Annotated in this window: 16 protein-coding genes, 2 tRNA genes and 3 rRNA genes; 9 read left to right on the top strand and 12 right to left on the bottom strand. The window is 41.0% G+C overall.

The features are described 5' to 3' along the window. Positions 1-62 precede the first annotated feature (62 nt). Both tnpA and ettA read right to left on the bottom strand, forming a co-directional pair. A complete protein-coding gene (gene tnpA / locus BUE31_RS16840) occupies positions 63-524 on the bottom strand; it encodes an IS200/IS605 family transposase (RefSeq protein WP_073405011.1) in 462 nt (153 codons plus the stop codon). Positions 525-648: 124 nt separating this feature from the next. Then, positions 649-2,331, bottom strand: a complete 1,683-nt coding sequence (gene ettA, locus BUE31_RS16835; RefSeq protein ID WP_073405010.1) for an energy-dependent translational throttle protein EttA — start codon at positions 2,329-2,331, stop codon at positions 649-651. Between the two features lie 366 nt (positions 2,332-2,697). On the opposite strand from ettA, the gene BUE31_RS16830 reads away from it, so the two are divergent. Together BUE31_RS16830 and BUE31_RS16825 are read left to right on the top strand one after the other, a co-directional pair. Beyond that, the gene (locus BUE31_RS16830) at positions 2,698-2,976 is read left to right on the top strand and encodes a hypothetical protein (protein ID WP_073405009.1); all 279 of its coding nucleotides are present in this window, start codon (positions 2,698-2,700) and stop codon (positions 2,974-2,976) included. Positions 2,977-3,402: 426 nt separating this feature from the next. Then, on the top strand, positions 3,403-5,943 hold the full coding sequence (locus BUE31_RS16825) for an ATP-dependent Clp protease ATP-binding subunit (protein ID WP_073405008.1): 2,541 nt from the start codon (positions 3,403-3,405) through the stop codon (positions 5,941-5,943). Positions 5,944-6,491: 548 nt separating this feature from the next. On the opposite strand, the gene BUE31_RS16820 is transcribed toward BUE31_RS16825, so the two are convergent. Next, positions 6,492-7,514 carry an aldo/keto reductase gene (locus BUE31_RS16820; RefSeq protein WP_073405007.1) on the bottom strand — a complete coding sequence of 341 codons (1,023 nt, stop codon included), beginning with the start codon at positions 7,512-7,514 and terminating at the stop codon, positions 6,492-6,494. A 145-nt stretch (positions 7,515-7,659) separates the two neighbouring features. Here BUE31_RS16820 and BUE31_RS16815 point away from each other — a divergent pair, with 145 nt between their 5' ends. Continuing rightward, positions 7,660-7,986 (top strand): hypothetical protein, encoded by a 327-nt coding sequence (locus tag BUE31_RS16815; protein ID WP_073405006.1) that lies wholly within the window; start codon positions 7,660-7,662, stop codon positions 7,984-7,986. 29 nt (positions 7,987-8,015) lie between these two features. After that, complete coding sequence (locus BUE31_RS16810; RefSeq protein ID WP_073405005.1) at positions 8,016-9,632, top strand: mechanosensitive ion channel family protein; 1,617 nt, start codon at positions 8,016-8,018, stop codon at positions 9,630-9,632. A gap of 70 nt (positions 9,633-9,702) precedes the next feature. On the opposite strand, the gene BUE31_RS16805 is transcribed toward BUE31_RS16810, so the two are convergent. Next, positions 9,703-10,683 (bottom strand): acyl-ACP desaturase, encoded by a 981-nt coding sequence (locus BUE31_RS16805; protein ID WP_073405004.1) that lies wholly within the window; start codon positions 10,681-10,683, stop codon positions 9,703-9,705. Between the two features lie 49 nt (positions 10,684-10,732). After that, positions 10,733-11,818 (bottom strand): glycoside hydrolase family 5 protein, encoded by a 1,086-nt coding sequence (locus tag BUE31_RS16800; protein WP_159440707.1) that lies wholly within the window; start codon positions 11,816-11,818, stop codon positions 10,733-10,735. A gap of 156 nt (positions 11,819-11,974) precedes the next feature. On the opposite strand from BUE31_RS16800, the gene BUE31_RS16795 reads away from it, so the two are divergent. The 5 genes from BUE31_RS16795 (at position 11,975) to BUE31_RS16775 (ending at position 19,508) form a co-directional block, all read left to right on the top strand. Beyond that, positions 11,975-13,321 carry a sensor histidine kinase gene (locus BUE31_RS16795; RefSeq protein WP_073405002.1) on the top strand — a complete coding sequence of 449 codons (1,347 nt, stop codon included), beginning with the start codon at positions 11,975-11,977 and terminating at the stop codon, positions 13,319-13,321. 13 nt (positions 13,322-13,334) lie between these two features. Beyond that, positions 13,335-15,416, top strand: a complete 2,082-nt coding sequence (locus BUE31_RS16790) for a cellulose biosynthesis cyclic di-GMP-binding regulatory protein BcsB (protein WP_073405001.1) — start codon at positions 13,335-13,337, stop codon at positions 15,414-15,416. A 103-nt stretch (positions 15,417-15,519) separates the two neighbouring features. Then, positions 15,520-17,358 (top strand): glycosyltransferase, encoded by a 1,839-nt coding sequence (locus BUE31_RS16785; RefSeq protein WP_073405000.1) that lies wholly within the window; start codon positions 15,520-15,522, stop codon positions 17,356-17,358. Then, complete coding sequence (locus BUE31_RS16780; RefSeq protein ID WP_073404999.1) at positions 17,355-18,917, top strand: hypothetical protein; 1,563 nt, start codon at positions 17,355-17,357, stop codon at positions 18,915-18,917. Before BUE31_RS16785 ends, BUE31_RS16780 begins: the two co-directional genes overlap by 4 nt. 207 nt (positions 18,918-19,124) lie before the next feature. Continuing rightward, positions 19,125-19,508: a hypothetical protein gene (locus BUE31_RS16775; RefSeq protein WP_073404998.1), complete on the top strand. Its 384-nt coding sequence runs from the start codon at positions 19,125-19,127 to the stop codon at positions 19,506-19,508. A gap of 80 nt (positions 19,509-19,588) precedes the next feature. Here BUE31_RS16775 and BUE31_RS16770 read toward each other — a convergent pair whose 3' ends face one another. The 7 genes from BUE31_RS16770 to BUE31_RS16745 form a co-directional block, all read right to left on the bottom strand. After that, positions 19,589-19,954: a transmembrane 220 family protein gene (locus BUE31_RS16770; protein ID WP_073404997.1), complete on the bottom strand. Its 366-nt coding sequence runs from the start codon at positions 19,952-19,954 to the stop codon at positions 19,589-19,591. Positions 19,955-20,130: 176 nt separating this feature from the next. Next, positions 20,131-20,307: a lmo0937 family membrane protein gene (locus BUE31_RS30740; protein WP_143167163.1), complete on the bottom strand. Its 177-nt coding sequence runs from the start codon at positions 20,305-20,307 to the stop codon at positions 20,131-20,133. A 190-nt stretch (positions 20,308-20,497) separates the two neighbouring features. Beyond that, a 5S ribosomal RNA gene (rrf, locus tag BUE31_RS16765) occupies positions 20,498-20,609 on the bottom strand. Positions 20,610-20,897: 288 nt separating this feature from the next. Next, a 23S ribosomal RNA gene (locus BUE31_RS16760) occupies positions 20,898-23,778 on the bottom strand. 258 nt (positions 23,779-24,036) lie between these two features. Continuing rightward, positions 24,037-24,110 (bottom strand) — tRNA-Ala (locus BUE31_RS16755). A gap of 128 nt (positions 24,111-24,238) precedes the next feature. Further along, positions 24,239-24,313, bottom strand: a tRNA-Ile gene (locus tag BUE31_RS16750). Positions 24,314-24,632: 319 nt separating this feature from the next. Then, positions 24,633-26,154: ribosomal RNA gene (locus tag BUE31_RS16745) — 16S ribosomal RNA — on the bottom strand. The 16S, 23S and 5S rRNA genes sit together here with 2 tRNA genes alongside, the layout of an rRNA operon. Positions 26,155-26,749 lie beyond the last annotated feature (595 nt).

Raw genomic sequence — 26,749 nt, 5'->3', positions numbered from 1 at the left:
AGAATGAGTTTTTTGCGCTCCGTAGGTGCGAAACCTATACAAAATGCTCAGTCATCACGCCTCTACTCTGGCAATTTAAAAATATAACGTTCATCATATTCCACCTCAAACTGCTCTAAAAATTGTTGGTATTCCTCTAAAAATGTTTTTTTACGATGATGCTCTTCCTGGTTCAACACATATTCGGTAACCTTCGTTACCTGTGAACGCGAATAAGAAAATGCACCATACCCCTCCTGCCAGTTGAAAATGGCCGGAGTAAATTGCTTATCATTGATCCATTTTGTTGATTCGCTCTTTACAATCCGCATTAAATCCGAAAGAGACTGATTCGGCCTGAATCCGAAGAACATATGCAAATGATCTGGCATATTATTTATGGCCAGCATTTTATGCCCATAATTTTGCGTGATGCCGGTAATGTATTTTTGGAGCTGATCTTTCCAATGTGGTTGTATAAGGGAATTCCGGTATTTTACCGCCATTACACATTGAATATGAATTTGGGTATAGGTATTTGCCATGATTATATGTTAGGTTGATGCAATATAATACCATGATCTATAAAAACAAAAAGCCACCCGGATATGAGTGGCATTTACAAAGATTTACGAAGTTTTAAAAACTTCGTAAATCTGTAAGGTCAACTTACACTGTCAGCTTCTTATACTTGATCCTTTTCGGCGCAACATCACCCAAACGTTTCTTGCGGTTCTCTTCATAATCAGAATAATTCCCTTCAAAAAAGTAGACCTGGCTGTTGCCTTCAAAAGCAAGGATGTGCGTACAGATCCTGTCTAAAAACCACCTATCGTGACTGATCACTACTGCGCAGCCGCCAAAGTTTTCAAGTGCCTCTTCTAATGCACGTAAAGTATTTACGTCAATATCATTGGTAGGCTCATCCAGCAATAAAACATTCGAGCCTTTTTTCAGGGTGATAGAAAGGTGCACACGATTCCGCTCGCCACCTGATAAAACACCTACTTTTTTCTGCTGATCAGCTCCGTTAAAGTTAAAGCGCGACACATAAGCACGCGAGTTAAGCGGGCGGTTACCCACCATAATAGTTTCCAGCCCACCGGTTACATTTTCCCAAACAGATTTATTAGGGTCAAGATCATCGTGCAACTGATCTACATAGCCAAGGGCAACGGTTTCACCAACTCGGAAGGTACCTGCATCCGGCTGATCCTGCCCTGTTATCAGGCGGAACAGCGTAGTTTTACCGGCGCCATTGGGGCCAATAATCCCCACTATACCGGCGGGAGGCAAAGAAAAGCTCAGGTTATCAAATAATAATTTATCTCCGTATGATTTACTTACTCCATTGGCCTCAATCACTATATTCCCCAAACGCGGGCCCGGCGGAATAAACAATTCCAGTTTTTCTTCCCTGTCTTTTGTCTCTTCCGATGCTAATTTGTCATAGTTTGATAAACGCGCTTTTGATTTGGTATGGCGGCCTTTCGGTCCCATTCGCACCCATTCCAATTCGCGTTCCAAAGCTTTCTGGCGTTTGCTTTCCGTTTTATCTTCCTGTGCAAGGCGTTTAGCCTTCTGATCAAGCCATGAAGAATAATTTCCTTTCCACGGGATTCCCTCTCCCCTGTCCAATTCCAGGATCCATCCGGCCACGTTATCCAAAAAGTAGCGGTCGTGGGTTACGGCTATAACGGTTCCTTTGTATTGTTTTAAATGCTGCTCCAGCCAGTCTATCGATTCCGCATCCAGGTGATTGGTAGGCTCATCAAGCAATAACACATCCGGCTCCTGCAATAACAGGCGGCACAAAGCCACGCGGCGGCGTTCACCACCTGATAAAACGGAAATTTTAGCATCCGGATCAGGACAGCGCAGTGCATCCATTGCACGTTCCAGCTTAACATCAAGCTCCCATGCATTCACCGCATCAATTTTATCCTGCAGCTCGCCCTGGCGGCTCATCAGCTTATCCATTTTATCGGCATCGCCATAATACTCTTCCAGTCCGAATTTCTCGTTGATGTCTTCGTATTCCTTTAATAAGGCGGTGGTTTCAGCTACTCCTTCTTCAACTACTTCTTTTACCGTTTTATTTGGGTCAAGCTCAGGTTCCTGGCTCAGGTAGCCTACGGTATATCCCGGCGAAAAAACCACTTCGCCAATATTTGTTTTATCTATCCCGGCTATAATTTTTAACAGGGACGATTTACCAGAGCCGTTTAAACCGATAACCCCTATTTTGGCGCCATAGAAAAACGACAGGTAAATGTTTTTTAATACTGTTTTTTGCGGCGGGTAAACTTTGCTTACACCTGCCATCGAAAAAATTATCTTCTCGTCTGCCATATCTTTTAATTGGTGATTTAGTAAATGGGTGATTTAGTGATTAGTTAATCACGGTAATCAAGTGGCTAAATTAGTAAAACTTGATTAAGTTGAATAGGTTATTTATTGTTGATTAAGTTGACTGCTACCGTGTAAACCAAATATGGAAGCTTGACTTTGAGCAAACAGCCTGGTCAATAATCCAGCCGGCAAAGCGTTCCATTTTTCCGCGGAGCGGCGTGGAACGCTGTGAAACATGCTGATTATCAAATATTTGATTTTACTTAAAAATGTAAGTAATTGATAATCAATGGATACAAAATTTACATTTTTGAATACTTCGATGTAATTAATTTATAATCAGCGTGTTCCGATTTTTTGCCATTGTTGTCAATAGCTACTCTGAAGATTTCTGCCGTTGTTGGTGTTATCCCCGCGCCAGGTATCATCATATCGTGTCGTCCCAATTCAGGAAAAAATTCCACAAAAGAGGCTGCTCAAAATAACACAGATACCGTTGTTTTAAAAAAATCAACCATAATAATTAAAAATGGCGACGCATTCGCAAACTCGCCGGAGAAAATAACCGGCATCCGGGCCGATAGCATTGGCGGCAACCCCGTTGCCATTTTATTGCATGAAAGTGTAACGATAAGACCTTTCTAACCGAACCAATCAAACCAATCAAACCTAATCAACCACTCACCTAATCAACCACTAACTTTTCCTAATCTCTAATCTCCGGTCTCTAATCTCTACCCCCCATGCCTTAATGTCATATAATTACTTTATTTTACTGCCACTGTCACCTTATTGGGGTGACAAGCGTATATATTATTAAACTATTTCATCATAATTATATCAAAAACATATAAATCCACGTTTTTTTTATAAAATCTATTGTGGTTGTGTGTTTTATTTATAAAATTGCTAAACAAAATTTAAGTTTTGTAAATGGATTATCACAGTAGTGTCTGCTTTAGGTATAACTTAAAAACTTGGCAATAATATTGTTGATATGTGTAAAACAACACGGACTGATTATTGAAACAATTTAATACATTAGGACGTTCATAAATCGGAAGGATATATATGGAAGCTAAATTTTCGCCACGGGTTAAAGACGTTATACAATATAGCAGAGAAGAGGCCTTGCGCCTGGGGCATGATTATATTGGTACGGAGCACCTTTTGCTGGGATTGATAAGGGATGGGGATGGTGTTGCAATTAAATTATTAAAGGAATTAACTGTTGATACAGCTAAATTAAGGCGTTCTGTTGAGGATGCTGTGAAAGGGACTATTGGAACAAACGTACATATTGGCAGTATCCCGTTAACCAAACAGGCAGAAAAAGTATTAAAGATCACCTACCTGGAAGCTAAAATTTTTAAAAGCGATGTAATAGGAACCGAGCATTTACTGCTTTCCATACTTCGCGATGAGGACAATATCGCATCACAAATTTTAATGCAGTTTAACGTGAATTACGAAATTTTTAAAAGCGAGGTAGAATCGCATAAAAACGATGTAACCGACGAGATGCCCGGATCACCAACCGGAGGGGATGACGATTTTAAAGAAGAAGAGTCATTCAGTCAGCCTAAAAAAGTATCAGACATTAAATCAAAGACGCCTGTACTTGACAACTTTGGCCGCGATTTAACCAAAGCTGCCGAAGATGGCAAGCTGGACCCGATTGTAGGCCGCGAAAAAGAAATTGAAAGGGTATCGCAGATCCTTTCGCGCCGTAAAAAGAATAACCCAATATTAATTGGTGAACCCGGTGTTGGTAAATCAGCCATTGCCGAAGGTTTGGCATTACGCATTGTGCAGCGCAAAGTATCGCGTGTTTTGTTTAACAAACGCGTAGTTACTTTAGATCTTGCTTCGCTTGTTGCCGGTACAAAATACCGCGGCCAGTTTGAAGAACGCATGAAAGCGGTAATGAACGAGCTGGAAAAATCGCCCGACGTTATTTTATTTATCGATGAGATCCATACCATAGTTGGCGCAGGTGGCGCATCAGGCTCGCTTGATGCATCAAATATGTTTAAACCGGCTTTGGCACGTGGCGAGATCCAGTGCATTGGCGCAACAACTTTAGATGAATACCGCCAGTACATTGAAAAAGATGGCGCTCTGGATCGCCGTTTCCAAAAGGTAATGGTTGAACCGGCTACTCCTGATGAAACCATCGAGATTCTGAACAGGATCAAAGAAAAATACGAAGAGCACCATGGCGTTACTTATACACCTGAAGCTATAAACGCCTGTGTGAATTTAACTACCAGGTATATAACCGATCGTTTTTTACCGGACAAGGCTATTGATGCTTTGGATGAATCAGGATCGCGCGTTCACTTAACCAATATCCATGTGCCGCAAAACATTCTGGATATTGAGCAAAAGATCGAGCTGATAAAGGTTGAGAAAAACAAGGTTGTACGCAGTCAGAAATACGAAGAAGCTGCCAAGCTGCGCGATACTGAAAAGCATTTGCTTGAAGAATTGGAGCAGGCTAAGGCCATTTGGGAAGCTGAAACAAAATCAAAACGTTATACAGTTACCGAAGATAATGTTGCCGAAGTAGTATCTATGATGACCGGAATCCCGGTTCAGCGTGTTGGACAGGCCGACAGCCTTAAGCTGTTGAATATGGCCGATACCGTTGCCAGTAAAATTATTGGCCAGGAAGATGCTATTAAAAAGTTAACCCGTGCTATACAACGTACCCGTGCTGGGTTAAAAGACCCTAAAAAACCAATAGGCTCGTTTATATTCCTGGGCCCTACCGGTGTTGGTAAAACAGAGCTTGCCAAAGAGCTCGCCCGTTTTATGTTTGATACCGAGGATGCACTGATCCAGATTGACATGAGCGAATACATGGAGAAATTCGCCGTATCGCGTTTGGTTGGAGCGCCTCCGGGCTATGTGGGTTATGAAGAAGGCGGACAGCTTACCGAAAAGGTACGCCGCAAGCCTTACGCAGTGGTATTGCTTGATGAAATTGAAAAAGCACACCCTGATGTATTTAATATACTGTTACAAGTGCTTGATGAAGGCCAGCTAACCGACTCATTAGGTCGTAAGGTTGATTTCAGGAACACCATTATTATCATGACTTCGAACATTGGCGCACGCCAGTTGAAGGATTTTGGACAAGGTGTTGGTTTTACTACCAGTGCCAAAACCGTCCAGGCCGATTCACATTCAAGAGGGGTAATTGAAAACGCGCTTAAACGTGCCTTTGCTCCCGAGTTTCTGAACCGTATTGATGATGTAATTGTATTTAACTCATTAGGTAAAGACGAGATCTTCAAGATCATTGATATTGAATTAGGCTTCCTGTTTAACAGGGTTAACATTTTGGGTTACAAAATTGAGCTTACCCTAGGCGCTAAAGAGTTTATTGCCGACAAAGGATATGATGCACAATTTGGTGCACGCCCGTTAAAACGTGCCATCCAGAAATACCTGGAAGACCCGATTGCCGAAGAGATCTTAAAAGGTGAGTTGGCCGAAGGCGACACCATGGAAATAGATTATGACAAAGAATCCGGTGAAATTAAAATAGTAGCCCGCAAAGCCGAAGGTGAAAACAAAAAGCCTGAGGAAGAAGAGCAGAAGTAAATAAAACTTTATGAATACTTAAAGCCCTGTTGAACGAGAGATCAACAGGGCTTTTTATGTTTTGTCCCCGCAGGGTCTCCTGAAAGGGACCCTGTGCCGCTTGCTAGGTATACGGCATTCTCCTATATCGTAAGTTTCTGCAAACACAACGCAGGGTCCTCTCTGAGAGACCCTGCGGAAACAGGAAGAAGAGCAGAAATAAATAAATTCCTGATACTTTAAAACGTGCCCGTTATGCTAAAACATAACGGGCATTTTTAGTTTTATACGAAATCCATAGAATTTATTCCTTATAGCTCTGAAGTACTTATTGATCAATAATTAATTACTGCTCAACAAAACTATATTAACAGTTAACGATTGCGGATTATACGCAAAAACTTTGCGGAAAACACCCAATAAAATTGGGTGAAAATACGGTGTTGCTTATGGCTGTTTTAGTATTAATTTTATGAAGTCCCTAAACCTTATCACCCGGACAAAAAAACCCTTGTTTAAAAGCTCAGGCTCTAAAACAAGGGTTTTCGGGTAAATAAGGCACTTTTTAATTAAACACGCTTTTCTACCTTATCGTAAAATCCACCGAAGGTATTTGTCTTAACTGCCTCTTCCCTGAAAAAATCGCCGGGGAAACCCAATTGGATAGCGCTTACTTCATCCAGCTTTTGCAAGTGGGCTTTGCTTAATTCAGCGTCAACAGTTTTAAGGTTATCTTCAAGCTGGCTTATTTTTGTTGCACCTACAATAGGGATAGATGAAAAGCCTTGCTGAGTGGTCCACTTTAAAGCAACGTTACTAGCCGAGATGCCCAGTTCATCTGCAATGGCAACTACAGCCTTTGTAATATCGGTGCTCCTGTCATTCCGGCGTACGCTTTCTGCCTTTATTCTGCCATCCTCGCCTCTAAGGTATTTGCCCGTTAAAGCCCCGCCGCCCAATGGCGCCCAGGGGGTAACAGTAATGCCGAAATGTTTAGCCATAGGGATCAGCTCACGTTCGGGTGTACGGGCAAGCAGGCTGTATTCAACCTGCAGGGCTACAAACTGGCTCCAACCCATCAGCTGGGCAAGGGTATTGCCTTTGGCAACAACCCATGCAGGCGTATCGCTTATAGCGGCATAATTTACTTTACCCTGTTTAATTAAATCATCCATTGCCCGTAATACCTCATCAATTGGGGTTATATCATCCCAAATATGCAGGTAAAGCACATCAATAAAATCAGTTTTTAATCGCTTAAGGCTTTCCTCAACACTCCGCATCATATTTTTGCGGTTATTGCCTGATGCATTAGGGTTGGTTAAATTATCCTTTAAGGAATATTTGGTGGCCAATACAAAGTAATCGCGGTCGTGGTTGCTGATGTATTCGCCTATTATTTTTTCACTGGTTCCCAGCTTATAAACATTGGCAGTATCTAAAAAATTGCCGCCGGCTTCGGCAAAAGCATCCATAATAGCAAAACTTGTTTCCTTATCCGCGCCCCAGCCGCCTTCAGTGCCAAAACCCATGGTGCCCAGGCATAATTCCGAAACTTTAAGGCCTGACCGGCCCAATAATTTATATTTCATAAAGTTGATGTTTGATAAGTAAATATCCGGTATTTGATCGGAAAGCAGAAGGCTTAAAGCAAAAAGCCGGAGAATTATAAGCTGATATTACAATATCGAAACAATATTAGCCGGTGCTTGTAATTATTTAAGTAACACATCTCCTATGAAAATCTTAGATCTCCATAAAACCATTACAACAGATCAACTGCTAACATTACTGCAGCAAAAGTTAAATCCGTTGTTCCAACAGCAAAAACAAAGCGATATCAGCTTTATAATTGAAAATAAAGATGGTGCAGTCGAAATTTCGGAGCCTGAAATTTATGAAGGCTTTTTGTTCCGCATTGAAATAAAAGGGACGGGACTGCTTATAACCCGTTCAGAGCATTATGTTGATGATGTAAATTCCCTTACCCTCGAATCAATATTAAACGCACTTTTTGAAGAACTGGCAAAAGATGGCAAAATAACGCTGGTTTTAGAAGGATAACATTTTTTAGTAGCTTTAAACAGAAAAACATGCCTATGCTACGCCATCCTTACCTTATTTTATTTTTATTGCTTTCGGTATTTATTGCAAAAGCGCAAAAACCTGCTCTCAATTCAGGCGAACCTGTAATTGTGAACCAGGATACCCTTTTTAAATTTTACACCGGCCAGGGCTTATTTCAGCCTAAAGAGCGGGCCCAAATTGTAAGCAAGCGCCTAAGCGATATTATATCGCGGTTTGATTTTAATCCGGATTCGCTGGTATTAAAAAGCGATTCGGTAATATCCATAATCAGCTATAAATCGCAATTAATAATGGCTGTTAATAGTGCTGACGCTAAATTCTCTGAGCTGGACAGGCCTCAGCTTGCTGCAAATTATCTTAATATTTTAAAAAAACGACTGGGCAACGTATTTAAAAACAACAGTGTTAAAGATGTTATAATCAGCATACTTGAAGCTATTGCCGTTTTATTTGCATTGCTGCTGCTGATATGGCTGGTTAAAAAGGCATTCAGGTGGTTAAACGCAAAACTGTTGAAAGCATGGGAAAGCAGGATAGCCAAATTAGGCGAGCAGGGCGCCCCGGTAGGCTATGCAAACAAGGTTTTGCCATTCATCACAAGCGCAATGCGTGTTTTACGCTTACTGGTTATAATACTGCTGATATACCTGGCGTTGCCTGTAGCATTTTTGATTTTCCCGTGGACAAAGCCTATTGCCACTGAGCTGCTTGGTTATGTAATAAACCCGGTAAAGGCTATACTGCTGAGCATTTTTCATTATATCCCCAATTTATTAACTATAGCAGTTATTTTTTTGGTGACCCGTTATATTGTTAAGCTGATAAAATTTATTGCCGATGAAATTGCAAATGGGTCATTTACTATCAAAGGCTTTTACCCGGAATGGGCAATACCCACTTATAACATCATAAGGGTTTTACTTTATGCCTTTATGTTCGTGGTGATCTTCCCCTATTTGCCAGGTTCAGATTCAAAGATCTTCCAGGGAGTAACCGTTTTTTTGGGCGTGCTTTTTTCTTTTGGTTCATCTTCGGCCATTTCAAATATGGTTGCGGGGTTAGTACTTACTTATATGCGACCATTTAAAATTGGCGACCGGGTAAAGGTTGGGGAAATTACGGGCGATGTAGTAGAGAAAAACTTATTGATAACCCGCATCCGCACCATAAAAAATGAAGATATAACTGTTCCAAATTCTACAATATTGGGTGGGGCTGTGGTTAATTACACCACATCATCAAAGAATTTGGGATTGATATTGCATACCAGCATAACTATAGGGTATGATGCTCCGTGGCATATTATACATGGTTTGATGATTGATGCTGCCCTGGCTACCGATGGGATACTAGCCGAGCCCAAGCCTTTTGTTTTACAAACTGATCTGAATGATTTTAACGTTACTTACCAGGTAAATGCATATACCTCGTTATCGCATAAAATGGCAGTTATATACTCAAACCTTCATCAAAATATACAAGATAAGTTTAACGAGGCCGGCGTGGAGATCATGTCACCGCATTACACCGCATTACGAGACGGAAACACCATCCAGATCCCCGATGATTATAAACCAAAAGATTATCAAAAGCCAGGTTTCAAAGTAGAAAAGGAGGAATAAGCAACCCCATTAGTGCCGATATAAAAATGCAGCTACCTTTCAGCTTTTACCTTTCGCCTTTAACCTCAATCTACCCGTTTATCCAGCTGAACTTATATTCAAGTCCCGGATTTTTCATCCTGTCGGCAACCCGCAATAAACGGTTGGGCAGGTTCATGATATAATCGCGGGCTTTCTCGCCGGTCTCGTTCAGGTCAACCATGCTTTCAATATGCCAGTCTTCTATCAGTTCTTTTAAAATGTCAACGTAGTCAATAGCGGTGTAAACACCCAGGCGTTGTGCCGCATCGGTAAAATGTCCAAAGGTTTGGCCTATTTTTAAACCAACCTCACGTAAAAAGTGAGCCGGCATTACTATCTTTTTCCGCATCATGTCCTCAAAAGCAACCATGGCTTCGTTAGGGTCAACTTCAAAGATCTTTTCAATAAAATATTTGTATGCTTTAGCATGGCGGGCTTCGTCACTGGCTATAACACCACACATTTTTGATAGTAAGGTATCACCGTCTTTTTTTGCCTGCGAGGCAACACGGCGGTGCGAAACATTAGTAGCTAATTCCTGGAAAGAGGTGTATATAAAGTTACGGTAAGGATCGTGTCCGGTACCGATATCAAAACCATCGGAGATTAAATATTGGGTTGATACCTCCATCATCCGCATATTTACACGGCCGGAAAGATATAGATATTTATTAAGCAGATCGCCATGACGGTTTTCTTCGCCGGTCCAATGCCTGGTCCATTGCATCCAGCCACCATCCTCATTGCGCGATACGCCCTCAACCATGGTTAACCATGATTCATAAGTTGGCAAAGCTTCTTCGGTAATAGTATCACCAACCAGCACAGCTATCAAATCATATGATAAACCCTGGGCGCTTTCTTGTAGCTCTTTAATTTCACTGAAAAAAGTATCGCGCGAGGAATCGGGCAAAAAATCAGATGGTTGCCAGATGGTATCGACGGGCTTCAAATATTCATCCTTTTTTTCAAGCATGAATTTTTCGATGTGCTTCATCACTTCGCGTCGCTTTTCTTCAAAAAATCTCATAATAAATATTATAGCGCAAAGTTAGCTATTTATAACCATAATAAGCTTATCATTTTTGCGGGTTATAGCTAATAGCATCCTTCATGCAACCGGGTAGGTTATCAATTGATGGCTCGCCGGTAAAAATGGAAAAATTACCATTATAATCCCACATCATACCTGGTATCTTTAAGGCTTTTAATGCCTGGCGTACCGTTTTTACATACCGGCACCTGCTTTCAACATCGGCATATTTGTTATAAACGCCATATTCGCCGCAAAGTATGGGCACATAATATTTGTCAGACCAGTTTTTTACTATCCGCAATTTATCCTTAACAGATTGTTCATTACCATCCAGCTTATATTTATTATAATTTTTCTCCCCATCAGTGTTTTTTGCCTTTAAATTTAGTTCAGGAAACTTTTCCGCATTGTATGGAAATGGCACCCCAATGGTTGATTCCTGGTCGCCAATCCACGCTGCACCCTGGTGAGTAAACAAAAAAGGTTCATAAAAATGGAATGTATACACAACATTTTCATCGGCAAGCCGTACAAATCGGCTCAATTCATAGATGCTGTTATAATTTGAGGCACCTATAATTAATGTCCGTTCTTTATCAATTTTCCTTATAGCATTAACAATATTGTACGCAGCATCCTTCCAAATTTGAGGATCCATATGGGGAGGCTCGTTGTAAAGCTCAAAAAAAAGATTATCATGGCTAACATGAATGTACCTTTTTGCCAGCTTTGTCCACAGGTCAATAAGCTTTGGCGTTTCGGCATTATAGTTAGTATCATTAAAATTACCATTGTGATAATCTATTATTACCTTAAACCCGTATTGGCTGCACTGCTTAACAAAATTATCAATGTGGGTAAATAATTGCTCAACCGGAATATGCTCAGATTCAAAATATGCAAAAGCAATAGGGAGCCTGAGACTTTTAAAGCCAAGTTGTTTTAAAAGTTCGAAATCAGTGGTTTTCAAGGGGTTTTTAGCTAAAATATCCTTGTTCCAGGTTTGTTCATACCATGATATACTAATGCCATTATCCAGGCTTTTTGCCCGTTTAAAGGCTATTAACCGGGAAATTGGAGTGGTTGGATTGCTTTTTGCTATATTGGCTGACACAGCTATAATTAACATAAGTATAAATATGTTTTTTATAAAGTTGGCATGAATGGGTACAATATGTTTATATGTGCAAAACATGTTTACTAACGATCTAAATATTTTGATTTACTTTATATGAATTAAATTTATAGATAACAAGAATCTTATCATAATTTAAGAAAACTAAGAATGTTTGTTCAATTAACAAAAGAAGAACTTTTAAAAGAAATATCAAGGAAGGCCTGGTATCAGACAAATAATATCATATGGATGATATTATTTATTTACCCTCTGTTCAGCATCGTTGATTTTATCTTTGCTAATAGTATATGGCTTCAGTTCTTCATTGTTCGTATTATTACCGACCTTGTTATACTGGCCCTGTACAGTTTATTTCAACGTAAGAACTATAATTATAGATTATTATTACATATATCACTATTATTAATATCTGTTACTTCGGCCTTATTATGCAATATAGTTGATATTCAACAACTAAATGTTTATTATTTACTTTACGGCGCCATCTTCCTTTTCTTTAACCTGATGGTATTTTGGGAGCCTATTAACTCTGTTATACAGGCGCTACTTGCAATGGTATTGCTTGCCATATTCTTTACCCTGTTCAGTAATTACACTTTAGATCTTGTTATTAATAACGGCGGGCAATTTTTCTTTGTAATTGCATTAATTTCATGTTTTGTTCCGGGTGCACGCTATAAGATAATAGAGCGCGATGTGCGTTCGCAATTATTGATCGGGAAATCAAACGAGCAGCTTAAGGAGCAAAATCACGATATCGCTGAAAAAAATAATATCATTGATGCGCAGTATGAGCAGCTTCGCAAGCTTGACAATCAAAAAAATAACTTTATAAATATAGCAGGTCATGATCTTAAAAACCTTACGGGTTCTATCATTATGAGTAACAATATGCTGAAAGATGAGAGTTATCGGTTAAGCTCAGACCAGGTTGAACTTACAGGTTATATTTCAGAAGCATCTGAAAAAATGCAATACCTGTTAAATAAACTAATGGATGTGAAAGAGATCGAGTCGCCTGAGATGAGGTTTAAACTGGAAGTTTTTGATATCAACGCAGAGGTTCAGCATATATTTAAAGGTTTAATAGAAACAGCGCAGATGAAAAACATTCATTTGGTTGATAATATCCAGAAATCGCCGATAAATGTAAACCTCGATCGTGTTTTTGTTGGCCAGGTATTTCAAAACTTATTGTCAAATTCTATAAAATTTTCCCAAACAAATAATAACATCAGGGTTGTAACCAGCTTACAACGCCAGAAATTTGTTTTTGAAGTAATAGACGAAGGTATTCCAATTGGCCAGGATGAACTGGCAGTGATGTTTAACAAATTAAATGCTTTAAGCGAAGCATCAGAACATACTGAAAGCCGCCTTGGATTAGGCCTTTCTATAGCAAAATTGATGACCCAGGAAATGGGTGGTGATCTATCGTATCGCAGCGATGATCATGGAAATTATTTTAAAGTTGAATTTTACGTAATAAATTAATATTGACAAACCAATGAACAAATTTTTAACCTTATTAGCCCTTGTATTTCTTTTAAGTAAGGCATCATTGGCCCAGAGTGTTGTGTCCTTCAAATCATTAGGACATAATGATGACGCCATTTATGGCATGAGTGGCGCAAGTTCTTTTTACGTTAAGATTTCGCCTTTGGTGGAAATGAACGGAAGCAAACTGGTATTATATTTTGAGCCGTCGCAGGCTTTATTAAAAGATCACTCTTTTATAAATATAATTATCAATGACAGGCCCGTTTATAGCGCACGTCTTGCAAAAGATTCCATACAAAAGATTTCGCTTAACCTGAGCCGGGAAGATCTTTCGACGGATAAGTTCCTGAAGATCCAGATTAAAACATTGCTGACAATTAGCGATGACATTTGTAAGGATCTTGACAACCCTGCCATGTGGCTTAAGGTAAAGGACTATTCCTACTTATCATTGGTTAGAAATAACAAAACCGGGTTAAACGATGTTAACATAAGCAATTGCTTTGATTCAAAGAGAGCTATTGTTTATCCCGCCGAACCAAGCCTGCACGATTTGAAGGCAGTAGCATGGGCATATGCAAGGCTTAAAAAAACTTCAAATAAAAAAATAATGGTCTTTGAAGCAGGGCAAGTGCCTGATAGCATAAAGAACTATATACAAGTAGGTAGCTTATCAATATTACCTGAAGATAAACGCTCGCTAATAAAGGTATCGCCTCAATCAAACGAGGGGATCTTTTACCTGGCCAAATCAATGTCAACCGCAACTGACACCGTAACCCAGATGGTTAGCGAAAGAGGTGTTATGGTAGCGCACAAATCTGTTTCAACAGAATCTGTACCTTCCGAAATATTGTTTGTAAGCGGTGGTGATGATGCAGGTTATGAAAAAGCTATTACTGCCTTAGGTAATATCAATATTTTAAATTCAACCTTTGGCGATTACCTTTTAATTGACCAGGCTCAAAATTCATACTTTAAAAATGTAGATGAGAACCGTTCAAAGTTATCACTGAAACAAATTGGCGGAACAAGCGATTTCCTTTCAGGCATTGGGTCATTAAAAAGCGCCTTTACCTTTAAAAACAGCGATTTTAACTTTACACCTAAAGAAGTTGAGATCAGGTTTATTGGTAATTACAGCGGCTTAAGCCCTGGCGACAGAGGCTATTTCAACATCTACCTTAACGGGTTGCTGATCAGCAGCGAAAAGCTTGATGCCTCAGGTAAATTGAATACTTCGGTAACTATTAACCGCTACCAACACCATAAATATAACACGCTGGAATCTGAGTTCAGGTTTTTCCCTACCAATGGTTTGTGTAAGAACAGCTTTATCAATTTCTTTGGAGAGGTTGATGTTGACAAATCATATCTTGAATCAAAAAACCCGTTCATCTCAAACGATCTGAGCTTTTATCAATATCCTGAAGCATTTAACACCGGTACAACACGTATAGTTGTATCAAAGGATTATGCTAAATATGCAGCAGGTGCAATTGGCGAAATTATTTACGAGTTAAATAACAACATCAATGCTAATAACTTCCCTGAGTTTTCATACTCAAGCGATATACCGGCCGGCGATCTGAAAAAATACAATATTATTGCCCTTTTAAATAAGGAAGATCCTTTATTAAATCAGTTCCCTGATGCGCCTATTAAGTTTAATCAAAACTTCAGGTTGTACAATACTGATAACAATAAGGTTGTATATTCTTTATCTGATACAACTTCAAACGGGCTTGCTCAAATATTTTATGGGCGAAGCAACAATGCTACCCTGGTGCTTACAGCAACCGGTTCGCATATTTCTGATGCATTCTTGGCTGCCTCAAGATCAATCACTGAGCAGCTTTCAACGCTATCAAGCAACGTTTGCGTAACTGATGTTAACTCAAATAAATACCTGTTTAACATTAATAAAACAAGCGAAAACCTTGAGTATGTTGATACAAAGAGTGCTATAACCAAGTTCTGGGAAAATTACAACCTGTATATATTGCTTGGTATATTAGTATTAATTCTGCTATCGTTCCTATTTGTTCGTTCAAGAGTTCAAAGGTCACAGGAATTATATAACGACTAATTTTTGTTAGTCACATCGATTGATTATATGAGTAACCTTAGCCTGTAACAACAGATAAGGTTACTTAATAAATTGTTTTAACATTTTACTGAAACTAAATAATATGTCAATTCCTGAACTTTTGGTTAATGATGGTTTTATATCTCAGCAAGATCGGGAAAAGATTAATAATTTATCAGCCCAAACCGGCCAGTCATTTATTAAAATAGCCCTCAACTATGGCTATATCTCCCGCAAAAACTACGACCGCTCTTTAACAAATGCAGGTTATGTATTTCAGCCTATAAGGGAGCTTTCTTTTGACGCAGAGGTATTAAGCAAAATAGAATTAAAGTTTTCTGATCAGCATGTAGCGCTGCCTTTACGTATTGAAAATGGCAGGGTTATAACCGTAATGGCGGATCCTTCGAACCAGCTTTTTATTGATTTTATCAGGTTTACTTATGATTGCGAACCCGAAATAATCCTGGCATCCGACCTGGATATTACCTGGCTAAGCCATAAGCTTATTGGCGATAAATATGTAAAGTCTGCAGTATTTGAGCTTTTAAACCGCGACCCGAACAGTTCTGCCTTTATTACATTTTCCACAGGTCAGCTGGCATTCCTATTCATCTTGCTGGGTCTCGTAACTATCGGGCTGGTTGTTAGTTTCAAAAATACTTCAATCATTATCAACATCCTTATCAGCTCGTTTTTCCTGGTCGCTATATTATTTAAGCTTTTTTTGGCGTTGATGGGTTCGCGATTTGAATTACACCAGGCGGTAACGCGGGAGGATCTGCGCGAAATTGTTGAGGATGATCTGCCTATCTATACTATCCTGCTGCCCGTATATAAAGAAGATAAGCTGATTAAAAAGCTGATCTGGAATTTACAGGCACTTGATTACCCCCGCGAAAAGCTTGACATCAAATTGCTGATTGAAGAGGATGATGATAAAACCTTAAACGCGGTTAGGAACCTTGATTTCCCTGCCATATTTGAGGTGGTTGTGGTGCCGTTCCACATGCCTAAAACAAAACCAAAGGCATGTAACTACGGGCTTCATTTTGCACGTGGCAAATATTTAACTATTTATGATGCCGAAGATATTCCTGATACCGATCAGCTAAAAAAAGTTGTATCGATGTTTGGCAAACTGCCTTCAAATTATATATGTATCCAAAGCGCATTAAATTACTTTAACCGCAATGAGAATTTCCTTACAAGGATGTTCACGCTGGAGTATTCATACTGGTTTGATTACATGCTTCCCGGATTGGATACCCTGGATATTCCCATTCCACTAGGTGGTACAAGTAATCACTTTAAGCTGGATAGCCTGATTGAGTTAGGCGCCTGGGATCCGTTTAATGTTACTGAGGATGCCGATTTGGGTTTAAGAGCTTATGCTAAGGGCTATAAAATAGCTGTAGTAAACTCTACTACCTATGAAGAGGCAAATAATGAGCCTATTAACTGGATCCGCCAGCGTTCAAGGTGGATAAAAGGCTATATGCAAACCTACCTGGTGCACATGCGGAACCCGGTTGCGTTATGGAAAAAGTTAGGATGGAAAGGCTTTTTAGGGTTTAACTTTTTTATCGGCGCAACCCCGCTTACCTTCCTGGTGTATCCGTTTTTGCTTGCTATATTTATAAGCTACGTTGTATTTGACCTTTCAACCATCAGAACATTATTTCCCGACTGGATTTTGTTTATGTCGATATTTAACCTGATGGTGGGTAACATATTAATGATCTACATTAACATGATGGCCGTATTTAAGAGGCGCTTTTATGAGCTTATCCTTTTTTCAATTGCAAACCCGGTTTATTGGCTAATGCATTCCATTGCGGCCTTTAAAGGTTTATACCAATTAATTGTTAAGCCTTTTTACTGGGAAAAAACAGAACACGGACTTAGTAAAGTTAACAGTCCAACAAACGTTGTTAAATGAGAAATCAATCTAAATATCTGTTACTTATCACCATATTACTGGCGATTTACTACCTGGTATGTGGTATTTATTTAAACCATTTAGGTTATTTTAGCCAGGAGGCAATGTTTTATATTGAGAAAACCAAGATCGTGCTCAACGGTTCAGGTAACAGGTTAAAGGTAATGGGCTTAACCGCTCCTATTATCCCTTTTTATACATCCTTTCTCTTTTCTTTTTCGTCAGCAACAGCGGCAATTGCTCCTATAATAGCCTCGGCCATATGCACTGCCATATTATTCTTTATGATAGGCGGCGCATTGTTAAAAAGGGCTAAAGATGATTTTTACCTGCTTGTATTATTAGTTATTTTTCTATTCCATCCAGGCATCTTATATACGGCATGCTCCGGAAAGTCAATAGCATTAGTGCTGGTTTTCTTTTTCATGTTCTTTTTTAACCTGCTAAAGTTTTACCGGTCAAACACTACATTCCACGTATCTATTGCCAGTATCAGCCTTGTATTGCTTATATTTTGCGATTACAAGTTCATCTGGCTTACTTTATTCTTTATCCCGCTTGTATTATCGATCACTATAAAAAGTTTAAACCTGGGTGAGCAGGAATCTATTTTCAGGCTGTTTATCAGCTTTAATAATCCATCGTTGCGCCGTAAGCTGATCAATAAAACTTTCGCCCTTTATATCATCCTATTTGTTTTACCACTTGCATGTATTGTATGCTACAAGTTGCTGAACTTAACGCATGCCCAGGATTTAAATTACTTTAGTGAAAGCCCCTACGCAACCTGGACGGTGCTGGCAGATAAACTTAGCTTTGACCAACTATCAACCAGTACGGTTTACCAGATCCCTGAAACATCCATATTAATATCAGCAAGGGTTTTACTTTTTTGTCCGCTTATGCTGGTGGCCATTTATTTATTTAAAAACAGCACCTATCAAATTTTAACGCTCTTAACGCCTTTTGCTTTTATTGAGTTTTTACATATAAAATACGAGAAGGTATTTTTGGTGCATGAATATTACCTTATATTCCTTGTACTGGCCTTACTGTGTATTTTTTATAAGGCGCAAATCATTAAAAATCAAACACTGTTAAAAACCATTGTTGGCGTTTTAACACTGATACAACTTTATACCGGCTATATTTTCCTTAAAAACTCATCGATAACTGAGGAGCAAAACTTTATTACAGTTTTATTTAACCGCGCTGCCGATACCCACCAGGATGAAAACCGCGAGCTGGCAAAATATATAAATAATCTGCCTGAAGATACCCACGTTTTGGTTGACGATGCCATTGCATTCCCGATTGTTGCTTTTTCAAATAACATTCATAAACTAACGTTGCCTTACCAGGGCGCATTTTTAAGTGCTATAGAAGCACCCGATAAGTACGACGATTATATATTACTGGCAACCGAAAAAAATGAAGTTACTGGCTTTACACAATTAAATAACAAGTATGTTCCGGTTGTAAAAAAGGCTAACAGTGCCTTAAAGCTCAAGAGAGTATATGAAACTAATAACTGGATCTTATACAAGGTTTTTGAATGATGCCTGGTTGATTAGTGGACTAAGTTAGATTAGGTTGAAAAATCCAAAAATCAAAGTCCTGTTGCTATCCTGGCAACAGGACTTTGATTTTTATAATCTCTCCCAAACTTTTCCAGCTCTCACCTAATCTCTCGTCTCTAATCTCTACAATTAAACCTAATAGAAGCTTTTCAGTCATACTCCCAGTTATTTATTAAAAACCCCAATATGAAAAAGTTAATTTTATTAGTATCCTTTATAACCGGATTAAGTTTAATGGCAGGTGCACAAATCACTAAAAAGTCACCGGAACAACGTGCAGCACACCTAACAAAGGCATTACAAAAACGCCTTAACCTGAGCCAGGATCAGGCTACACAGGTACATACTGTATTTCTTACGGAGGTTACGCGTATGGATAGCTTGAAAAGTAATCCTTCGAGTAACAAAAAAGCTAATCAGCTAAGCGCAAAAAGCATTAAGCTGGAAGCAAAGAAGCAGGTAATCGCAGTTTTAAATGATAGCCAGAACCAGAAATTTGCTGCCTGGGAAAAGATGCGAAAAGAAAAGCATAAACAAAAGCAGGCTCAGAGAGATGCTGAACAGGGATAATTTAGTAGACCCTATACCAGGATTAGATTTGTCAATTTTAAAAGTTGACAAATCTTTTTGTTTATAGATGATTCACCCGTTTACCGGGCAAAATAATCAATTGCCAAAGCACCGGTGATGATCAATAATCCAAAAAACTCCCGTGTTTTCTCAATATAAGGCTTTTCTGCCTGCATGGTTTCTACAATGCTTGGCCTTTTATATTTCATTATCCAATCGCTTACGCCATCTTTAGCAAAAAATAAAATTACAGCATATATAAGGTAAAAGGCAATAGCGATAAGATAAACCGTTGGATAATACATTTTAAAGACCGCCAAGCCACAGCAAATTGCCGCAACCATGTAAATAGTTACCCACAAAGGTGCATCAATATCATTCAGGTTTACATAAGCAAACGCCAGGAAGGCGATGCAGAAAAGGATGTTTAATATGATTAGGATCATGATGAAAATATTGGATGCCAATTTAAAGAATTTGTTGAAAAGTGTTCAATTTATCTCTACCCTGATGAAAAGCCAGGCAATATATAAACTATGATTCACCAATTATCAAGCCTCCAAAAACACAAAAAGCCCTGGTACTGATGAACCAAGGCTATTACTGCATGCAGTATTTTATGTTAATACCAGCGGCCTCTTTCTGATCTGCCGCCACCGTTAAACACATTTAATAATAATAGGATAACTGCTATTACAACTATTATATGAATAGCATCTCCACCAACATGAAAGGCAAAGCCCCCGAGTAGCCAGCTGATCACCAGGATAACTACTATAATATAAATTAAACTTCTCATTATAATTGAACCTCAGGCAGTTGCAATTGTTTCATATATTGAGATTAAAGGTTAGATATAAGAGACCGGAGATTAGAGATTAGTTGAAAGTTGTGTAAAGCCCGGGGTGAGAGAGGCTGTTTCGGGGGCAAAGTAAAAAGGTTATAAAACAAGAAACCCCTTCATCGTTAGATGAAAGGGACTTGATAAGATTTGGCACCGACCTACTCTCCCACATTTTACTGCAGTACCATCGGCTCTGGCGGGCTTAACTTCTCTGTTCGGAATGGGAAGAGGTGGACACCGCCGATATAGGCACCTGAATTTCTTTTAGTCATTGGTCATTGTGTCATTAGTCATTTGATTTGACTGATGGCTATAACCGCTAACTTAATATCTTTTTTTTGTTCCTGATCTTATTGTCTGCTTGCTTAGTCCAATGACTAATGACAAGTGACTAATGACCACAAACTTAAACATAATTGAAAGAAGCAAATAAATTGAGAAAACAACAGTTTTAGTGTTCGGTTCATTAGTACTTATTCTTCGTTTACCGGTATTGCTACCAATGAACTAATGAACCAGTGACTAATGAACCATAATTACCTGCTATGAGAAAGCTTCGGGCGATTAGTATTACTTGGCTATGATGTCACCACCTTTATACCTGTAACCTATCAACGTAGTAGTCTGCTACGACCCTCAATGGAAGTCTCATCTTGTGGCTAGTTTCGCACTTAGATGCTTTCAGCGCTTATCTATTCCGAACGTAGCTACTCTGCAATACAGCTGGCGCCATAACAGATTCACCAGTGGTTCGTCCAACCCGGTCCTCTCGTACTAAGGTCAGCCCCACTCAAACTTCCTGCGCCCACAACAGATAGGGACCGAACTGTCTCGCGACGTTCTGAACCCAGCTCGCGTGCCACTTTAATGAGCGAACAGCTCAACCCTTGGGACCTTCTCCAGCCCCAGGATGTGACGAGCCGACATCGAGGTGCCAAACCTCCCCGTCGATATGAGCTCTTGGGGGAGATCAGCCTGTTATCCCCAGCGTACCTTTTATCCTTTGAGCGATGGCCCTTCCATGCAGAACCACCGGATCACTATATCCGTCTTTCGACCCTGCTCGGCTTGTCTGCCTCACAGTCAAGCAAGCTTATGCTATTGCACTCCTCATACGGTTACCAAGCGTATTGAGCTTACCTTTGAAAGCCTCCGTTACCTTTTTGGAGGCGACCACCCCAGTCAAACTACCCGCCAAACAATGTCCTCCGCATTACGGAGTTAGACACCAGATACAGAAAGGGTGGTATTTCAACGTTGACTAACATACTCCTAGCGAAGCATGATCACAGTCTCCCACCTATCCTACACATCCTGTAGCCGATTTCAATGTTAAGTTGTAGTGAAGGTGCATGGGGTCTTTCCGTCCCGTTGCGGGTAACCGGCGTCTTCACCGATACCACAATTTCACCGAGCTCATGGCTGAGACAGCGCCCAGATCGTTACACCATTCGTGCAGGTCGGAACTTACCCGACAAGGAATTTCGCTACCTTAGGACCGTTATAGTTACGGCCGCCGTTTACCGGGGCTTCGATTCAATGCTTCGGTTTAACCCTAACATCCCCTCTTAACCTTCCGGCACCGGGCAGGTGTCAGGCCATATACGTCATCTTTCGATTTTGCATAGCCATGTGTTTTTGTTAAACAGTCGCCTGGGCCTTTTCACTGCGGCTGATATTGCTACCAGCGCCCCTTCTCCCGAAGTTACAGGGCCATTTTGCCGAGTTCCTTAGCCATGATTCACTCGAGCACCTTAGGATTCTCTCCTCGACTACCTGTGTCGGTTTACGGTACGGGTTTTTATAACCTGAAGCTTAGCGGGTTTTCTTGGAAGTCTGATTACCTGAACTATCACATCCCCCGAAGGTTCTGCGTACTATCAGCTTTCAGCATGGTCTGCGTACTTTACTACAGTCCATATACCTACGGCCTTTAACGAACTATTCCGTCAGTTCGCGTCAGTGTCACTACTCCGTCACCGCATCGCAGTTATAAAAAGTACTGGAATATTAACCAGTTGTCCATCGGCTACGCCCTTCGGCTTCACCTTAGGCCCCGACTAACCCTGATCCGATTAGCGTTGATCAGGAAACCTTAGTCTTTCGGTGGGCGGGTTTCTCTCCCGCCTTATCGTTACTTATGCCTACATTTGCTTTTCTAAGCCCTCCACAGTCAGTTACCTTCCTGCTTCACCGGAATTTAGAATGCTCCCCTACCAGTATACATTGCTGCATAATCCATAGCTTCGGTATACCACTTGATGCCCGTTTATTATCCATGCCCGATCGCTCGACTAGTGAGCTGTTACGCACTCTTTAAATGAATGGCTGCTTCCAAGCCAACATCCTAGCTGTCTGTGCAATCGGACCTCGTTAGTTCAACTTAGTGGTAATTTAGGGACCTTAGCTGATGGTCTGGGTTCTTTCCCTCTCGGCCCTGGACCTTAGCACCCAGAGCCTCACTCCAGCGTATATTATTAAGCATTCGGAGTTTATCTGGATTTGGTAGGATTTGACTCCCCCGCACCCAATTAGTAGCTCTACCTCTTAATAACTCAACCGCCAGGCTGTTCCTAAAAACATTTCGGGGAGTACGAGCTATTTCCCAGTTTGATTAGCCTTTCACCCCTACCCACAGATCATCCGGAAACTTTTCAACGTTTATCGGTTCGGTCCTCCAGTACCTGTTACGGCACCTTCAACCTGTCCATGGGTAGATCACAAGGTTTCGCGTCTACCTCCCCTGACTATACGCCCTATTCAGACTCGCTTTCGCTTCGGATCCGTGTCTTAAACACTTAACCTTGCCAGGAAAGAGTAACTCGTAGGCTCATTATGCAAAAGGCACGCCGTCACGGATCAAGTCCGCTCCGACCGCTTGTAAGTACACGGTTTCAGGTTCTATTTCACTCCCCTGTTCGGGGTTCTTTTCACCTTTCCCTCACGGTACTGGTTCACTATCGGTCTCTCAGGAGTATTTAGCCTTACCGGATGGTGCCGGCAAATTCCCACAAGGCGTCTCCGACCTCGCGGTACTCAGGATACCACTATTCCATTATCTATTACCCGTACGCAGCTCTCATGCTCTATGGCCGGGTTTCCCACCCCGTTCCGGTTTTATTTAATGTTCATGTTGTGGTCCTATAACCCCGGTTATGCCGTAACATAGCCGGTTTGGGCTTCTTCCCTTTCGCTCGCCACTACTCAGGAAATCACTGTTGTTTTCTCTTCCTCTGCTTACTTAGATGTTTCAGTTCAGCAGGTTCGCGCATTTATGCAACTATTCTTCAAATAGTTAGGTTTCCCCATTCGGAAATCTGCGGATCAATTCATATTTGCTGATCCCCGCAGCTTATCGCAGCTTATCACGTCCTTCATCGCCTCTGAGAGCCAAGGCATCCCCCGTGTACCCTTTCTTACTTTCTTCTACTATACCGCCTTTTGCTCGGTATGTATGCTTTTTTGATTCTTGTTGCGTTCATTAGCTCACTCGTTCATTGGTTCATTAGTATTGCTACCTCTTTACCTTTAATCTTTGTAAACTTTTGAAGCCTCAACAGTCCTCTTCTGTTGTTTTCTCTTTTAATTTACTTCTTCCAATATGTCAAAGAACTTTTACCCCGGTCTTCCATTGCGGATCGCCTTTTTCATTATCCATGCCTTGGTAGGCAAATGGTGGGTTCGTGGAGAATAACGGATTCGAACCGTTGACCCCCTGCGTGCAAGGCAGGTGCTCTAGCCAGCTGAGCTAATCCCCCTTTGGATGAGTTAATTAGTGACTAGTTAATTAGTGATTAGTTAACTAGTGATTAGTTGTTTCCTCCTAATCGCTGATCTCTAACCTCTGATCTCTATTTCCCTAACGCCTCGCAGCTTTGCTGCGCCGTAGTCCCGAGCAGATTTGAACTGCTGACCCCTACATTATCAGTGTAGTGCTCTAACCAAGCTGAGCTACAGGACTGTTTGTTATTTCGGATTTCAGATTTTCGATTTCGGATTTAACAATCGTTTTCTCGTAAATCGTAAACCGTAATTTCTTACAATCTCGCCGCCCACTTGACTGTCACCTTACTAATGGCTTCATCTTTTGGGTTTTCCTTTTGTTTCGTTTTAATTAGTGAAGGACTGATGTAGTGAATTAGCGATTGATTTAGTTTCTCAACCCAATCAACCATTCAACTTAATCAACCTAATCAACTAATATATAAGAACCTGGTCATGTAGCTAAACAGCTTTCGCTATTACGCTTATAAGAGAGAGATTTGTGGATACTGCTCCAGAAAGGAGGTATTCCAGCCACACCTTCCGGTACGGCTACCTTGTTACGACTTAGCCCCAGTTACCGACTTTACCCTAGGACGCTCCTTGCGGTTACGCACTTCAGGCACTTCCAGCTTCCATGGCTTGACGGGCGGTGTGTACAAGGCCCGGGAACGTATTCACCGCAGCATTGCTGATCTGCGATTACTAGCGAATCCAACTTCACGGGGTCGAGTTGCAGACCCCGATCCGAACTGTGAACAGCTTTTTGAGATTGGCATCCTGTTGCCAGGTAGCTGCCCTCTGTACTGCCCATTGTAGCACGTGTGTAGCCCCGGACGTAAGGGCCATGATGACTTGACGTCGTCCCCTCCTTCCTCTCTATTTGCATAGGCAGTCTGTTTAGAGTCCCCACCTTAACGTGCTGGCAACTAAACATAGGGGTTGCGCTCGTTGCGGGACTTAACCCAACACCTCACGGCACGAGCTGACGACAGCCATGCAGCACCTAGTTTCGTGTCCCGAAGGACTGATACGTCTCTGTATCATTCACTAACTTTCAAGCCCGGGTAAGGTTCCTCGCGTATCATCGAATTAAACCACATGCTCCTCCGCTTGTGCGGGCCCCCGTCAATTCCTTTGAGTTTCACCCTTGCGGGCGTACTCCCCAGGTGGAATACTTAACGCTTTCGCTTTGACGCTAACTGTATATCGCTAACATCGAGTATTCATCGTTTAGGGCGTGGACTACCAGGGTATCTAATCCTGTTTGATCCCCACGCTTTCGTGCCTCAGCGTCAATCATACCATAGTAAGCTGCCTTCGCAATTGGTGTTCTGTGACATATCTATGCATTTCACCGCTACTTGTCACATTCCGCCTACCTCTAGTACATTCAAGCCCATCAGTATCAAGGGCACTGCGATAGTTGAGCTACCGTCTTTCACCCCTGACTTAACAGGCCGCCTACGCACCCTTTAAACCCAATAAATCCGGATAACGCTTGGATCCTCCGTATTACCGCGGCTGCTGGCACGGAGTTAGCCGATCCTTATTCTTACCGTACATTCAGCACAATTCACGAACTGTGGTTTATTCCGGTACAAAAGCAGTTTACAACCCGTAGGGCCGTCTTCCTGCACGCGGCATGGCTGGTTCAGGCTTGCGCCCATTGACCAATATTCCTTACTGCTGCCTCCCGTAGGAGTCTGGTCCGTGTCTCAGTACCAGTGTGGGGGGTCATCCTCTCAGATCCCCTAAACATCGTAGCCTTGGTAAGCCATTACCTTACCAACTAGCTAATGTTCCGCATGCCCATCCTTATCCTATAAATATTTGATGAAATCACAATGCTGTGTCTTCATATTATGCGGGCTTAATCTCTCTTTCGAGAGGCTATCCCCCTGATAAGGGTAGGTTACATACGTGTTACGCACCCGTGCGCCACTCTCATGGAAAGCAAGCTCTCCAATCCCGTCCGACTTGCATGTATTAGGCCTGCCGCTAGCGTTCATCCTGAGCCAGGATCAAACTCTCCATTGTAAAATGTTTTGTTTGTTCACTGACCCTATTATTAATAATAGAATCTGTAAAATTTCGTGCCCGGTGGAGTTCGTCGTTTGAATCGCTTCTCTCTTCTATTCCGATCCGTTCACTGTTGTATCTTTATACAGTATCCCTTTTCTCTCTTTGTTTCGTAACAGTGATCTACCGTTACGCTACATGATTATCCAGTATCTTATAAGAACTTTTACGCCTTTCTGTCTCAGTCAGGCTATATGTTTTTCTGGTTGTTACGCCGTCTAACTTTCATTTTTTATTGATCCGGAAATCGCTTCCTTCTCCCTTTTTGTTTCGGAAATTTCTTTCCTTTTTTTTAGCTTTCTTTTCCGGAATCGCTCCCCTCTTTTCTCAGCTTCCGACGCTCTTCCGTTTCCGGCTTCCTTTCGTTTTTTCGCCCCTTTCTTTTGGGACTGCAAAGGTATGAACCTTTTTTAAACTTGCAAACTTTATTTTTTTTATTTTTTGTTTGCCTCTTTTCCCCGCTTCCCCTCTCTTTTATCTCCCTCGTTTGCGGGCTGCAAAGATGTGACTTTTTTTTCTTCCTGTCAAGCCTTTTTTTAACTTATTTTTTAGC

This window comes from Mucilaginibacter sp. OK098 (assembly GCF_900142915.1).
In the GTDB taxonomy this organism is placed as follows: domain Bacteria; phylum Bacteroidota; class Bacteroidia; order Sphingobacteriales; family Sphingobacteriaceae; genus Mucilaginibacter.
This window is presented reverse-complemented; position numbering and strand designations above follow the sequence as displayed.

Excerpts from the sequence above, each read along its gene's own strand:
- tnpA (WP_073405011.1), bottom strand. The coding sequence starts at position 524 with ATGGCAAATACCTATACCCAAATTCATATTCAATGTGTAATGGCGGTA.
- ettA (WP_073405010.1), bottom strand. The coding sequence starts at position 2,331 with ATGGCAGACGAGAAGATAATTTTTTCGATGGCAGGTGTAAGCAAAGTT.
- BUE31_RS16825 (WP_073405008.1), top strand. The coding sequence starts at position 3,403 with ATGGAAGCTAAATTTTCGCCACGGGTTAAAGACGTTATACAATATAGC.
- BUE31_RS16820 (WP_073405007.1), bottom strand. The coding sequence starts at position 7,514 with ATGAAATATAAATTATTGGGCCGGTCAGGCCTTAAAGTTTCGGAATTA.
- BUE31_RS16815 (WP_073405006.1), top strand. The coding sequence starts at position 7,660 with ATGAAAATCTTAGATCTCCATAAAACCATTACAACAGATCAACTGCTA.
- BUE31_RS16810 (WP_073405005.1), top strand. The coding sequence starts at position 8,016 with ATGCCTATGCTACGCCATCCTTACCTTATTTTATTTTTATTGCTTTCG.
- BUE31_RS16805 (WP_073405004.1), bottom strand. The coding sequence starts at position 10,683 with ATGAGATTTTTTGAAGAAAAGCGACGCGAAGTGATGAAGCACATCGAA.
- BUE31_RS16800 (WP_159440707.1), bottom strand. The coding sequence starts at position 11,818 with ATGTTAATTATAGCTGTGTCAGCCAATATAGCAAAAAGCAATCCAACC.
- BUE31_RS16795 (WP_073405002.1), top strand. The coding sequence starts at position 11,975 with ATGTTTGTTCAATTAACAAAAGAAGAACTTTTAAAAGAAATATCAAGG.
- BUE31_RS16790 (WP_073405001.1), top strand. The coding sequence starts at position 13,335 with ATGAACAAATTTTTAACCTTATTAGCCCTTGTATTTCTTTTAAGTAAG.
- BUE31_RS16785 (WP_073405000.1), top strand. The coding sequence starts at position 15,520 with ATGTCAATTCCTGAACTTTTGGTTAATGATGGTTTTATATCTCAGCAA.
- BUE31_RS16780 (WP_073404999.1), top strand. The coding sequence starts at position 17,355 with ATGAGAAATCAATCTAAATATCTGTTACTTATCACCATATTACTGGCG.
- BUE31_RS16775 (WP_073404998.1), top strand. The coding sequence starts at position 19,125 with ATGAAAAAGTTAATTTTATTAGTATCCTTTATAACCGGATTAAGTTTA.
- BUE31_RS16770 (WP_073404997.1), bottom strand. The coding sequence starts at position 19,954 with ATGATCCTAATCATATTAAACATCCTTTTCTGCATCGCCTTCCTGGCG.
- BUE31_RS30740 (WP_143167163.1), bottom strand. The coding sequence starts at position 20,307 with ATGAGAAGTTTAATTTATATTATAGTAGTTATCCTGGTGATCAGCTGG.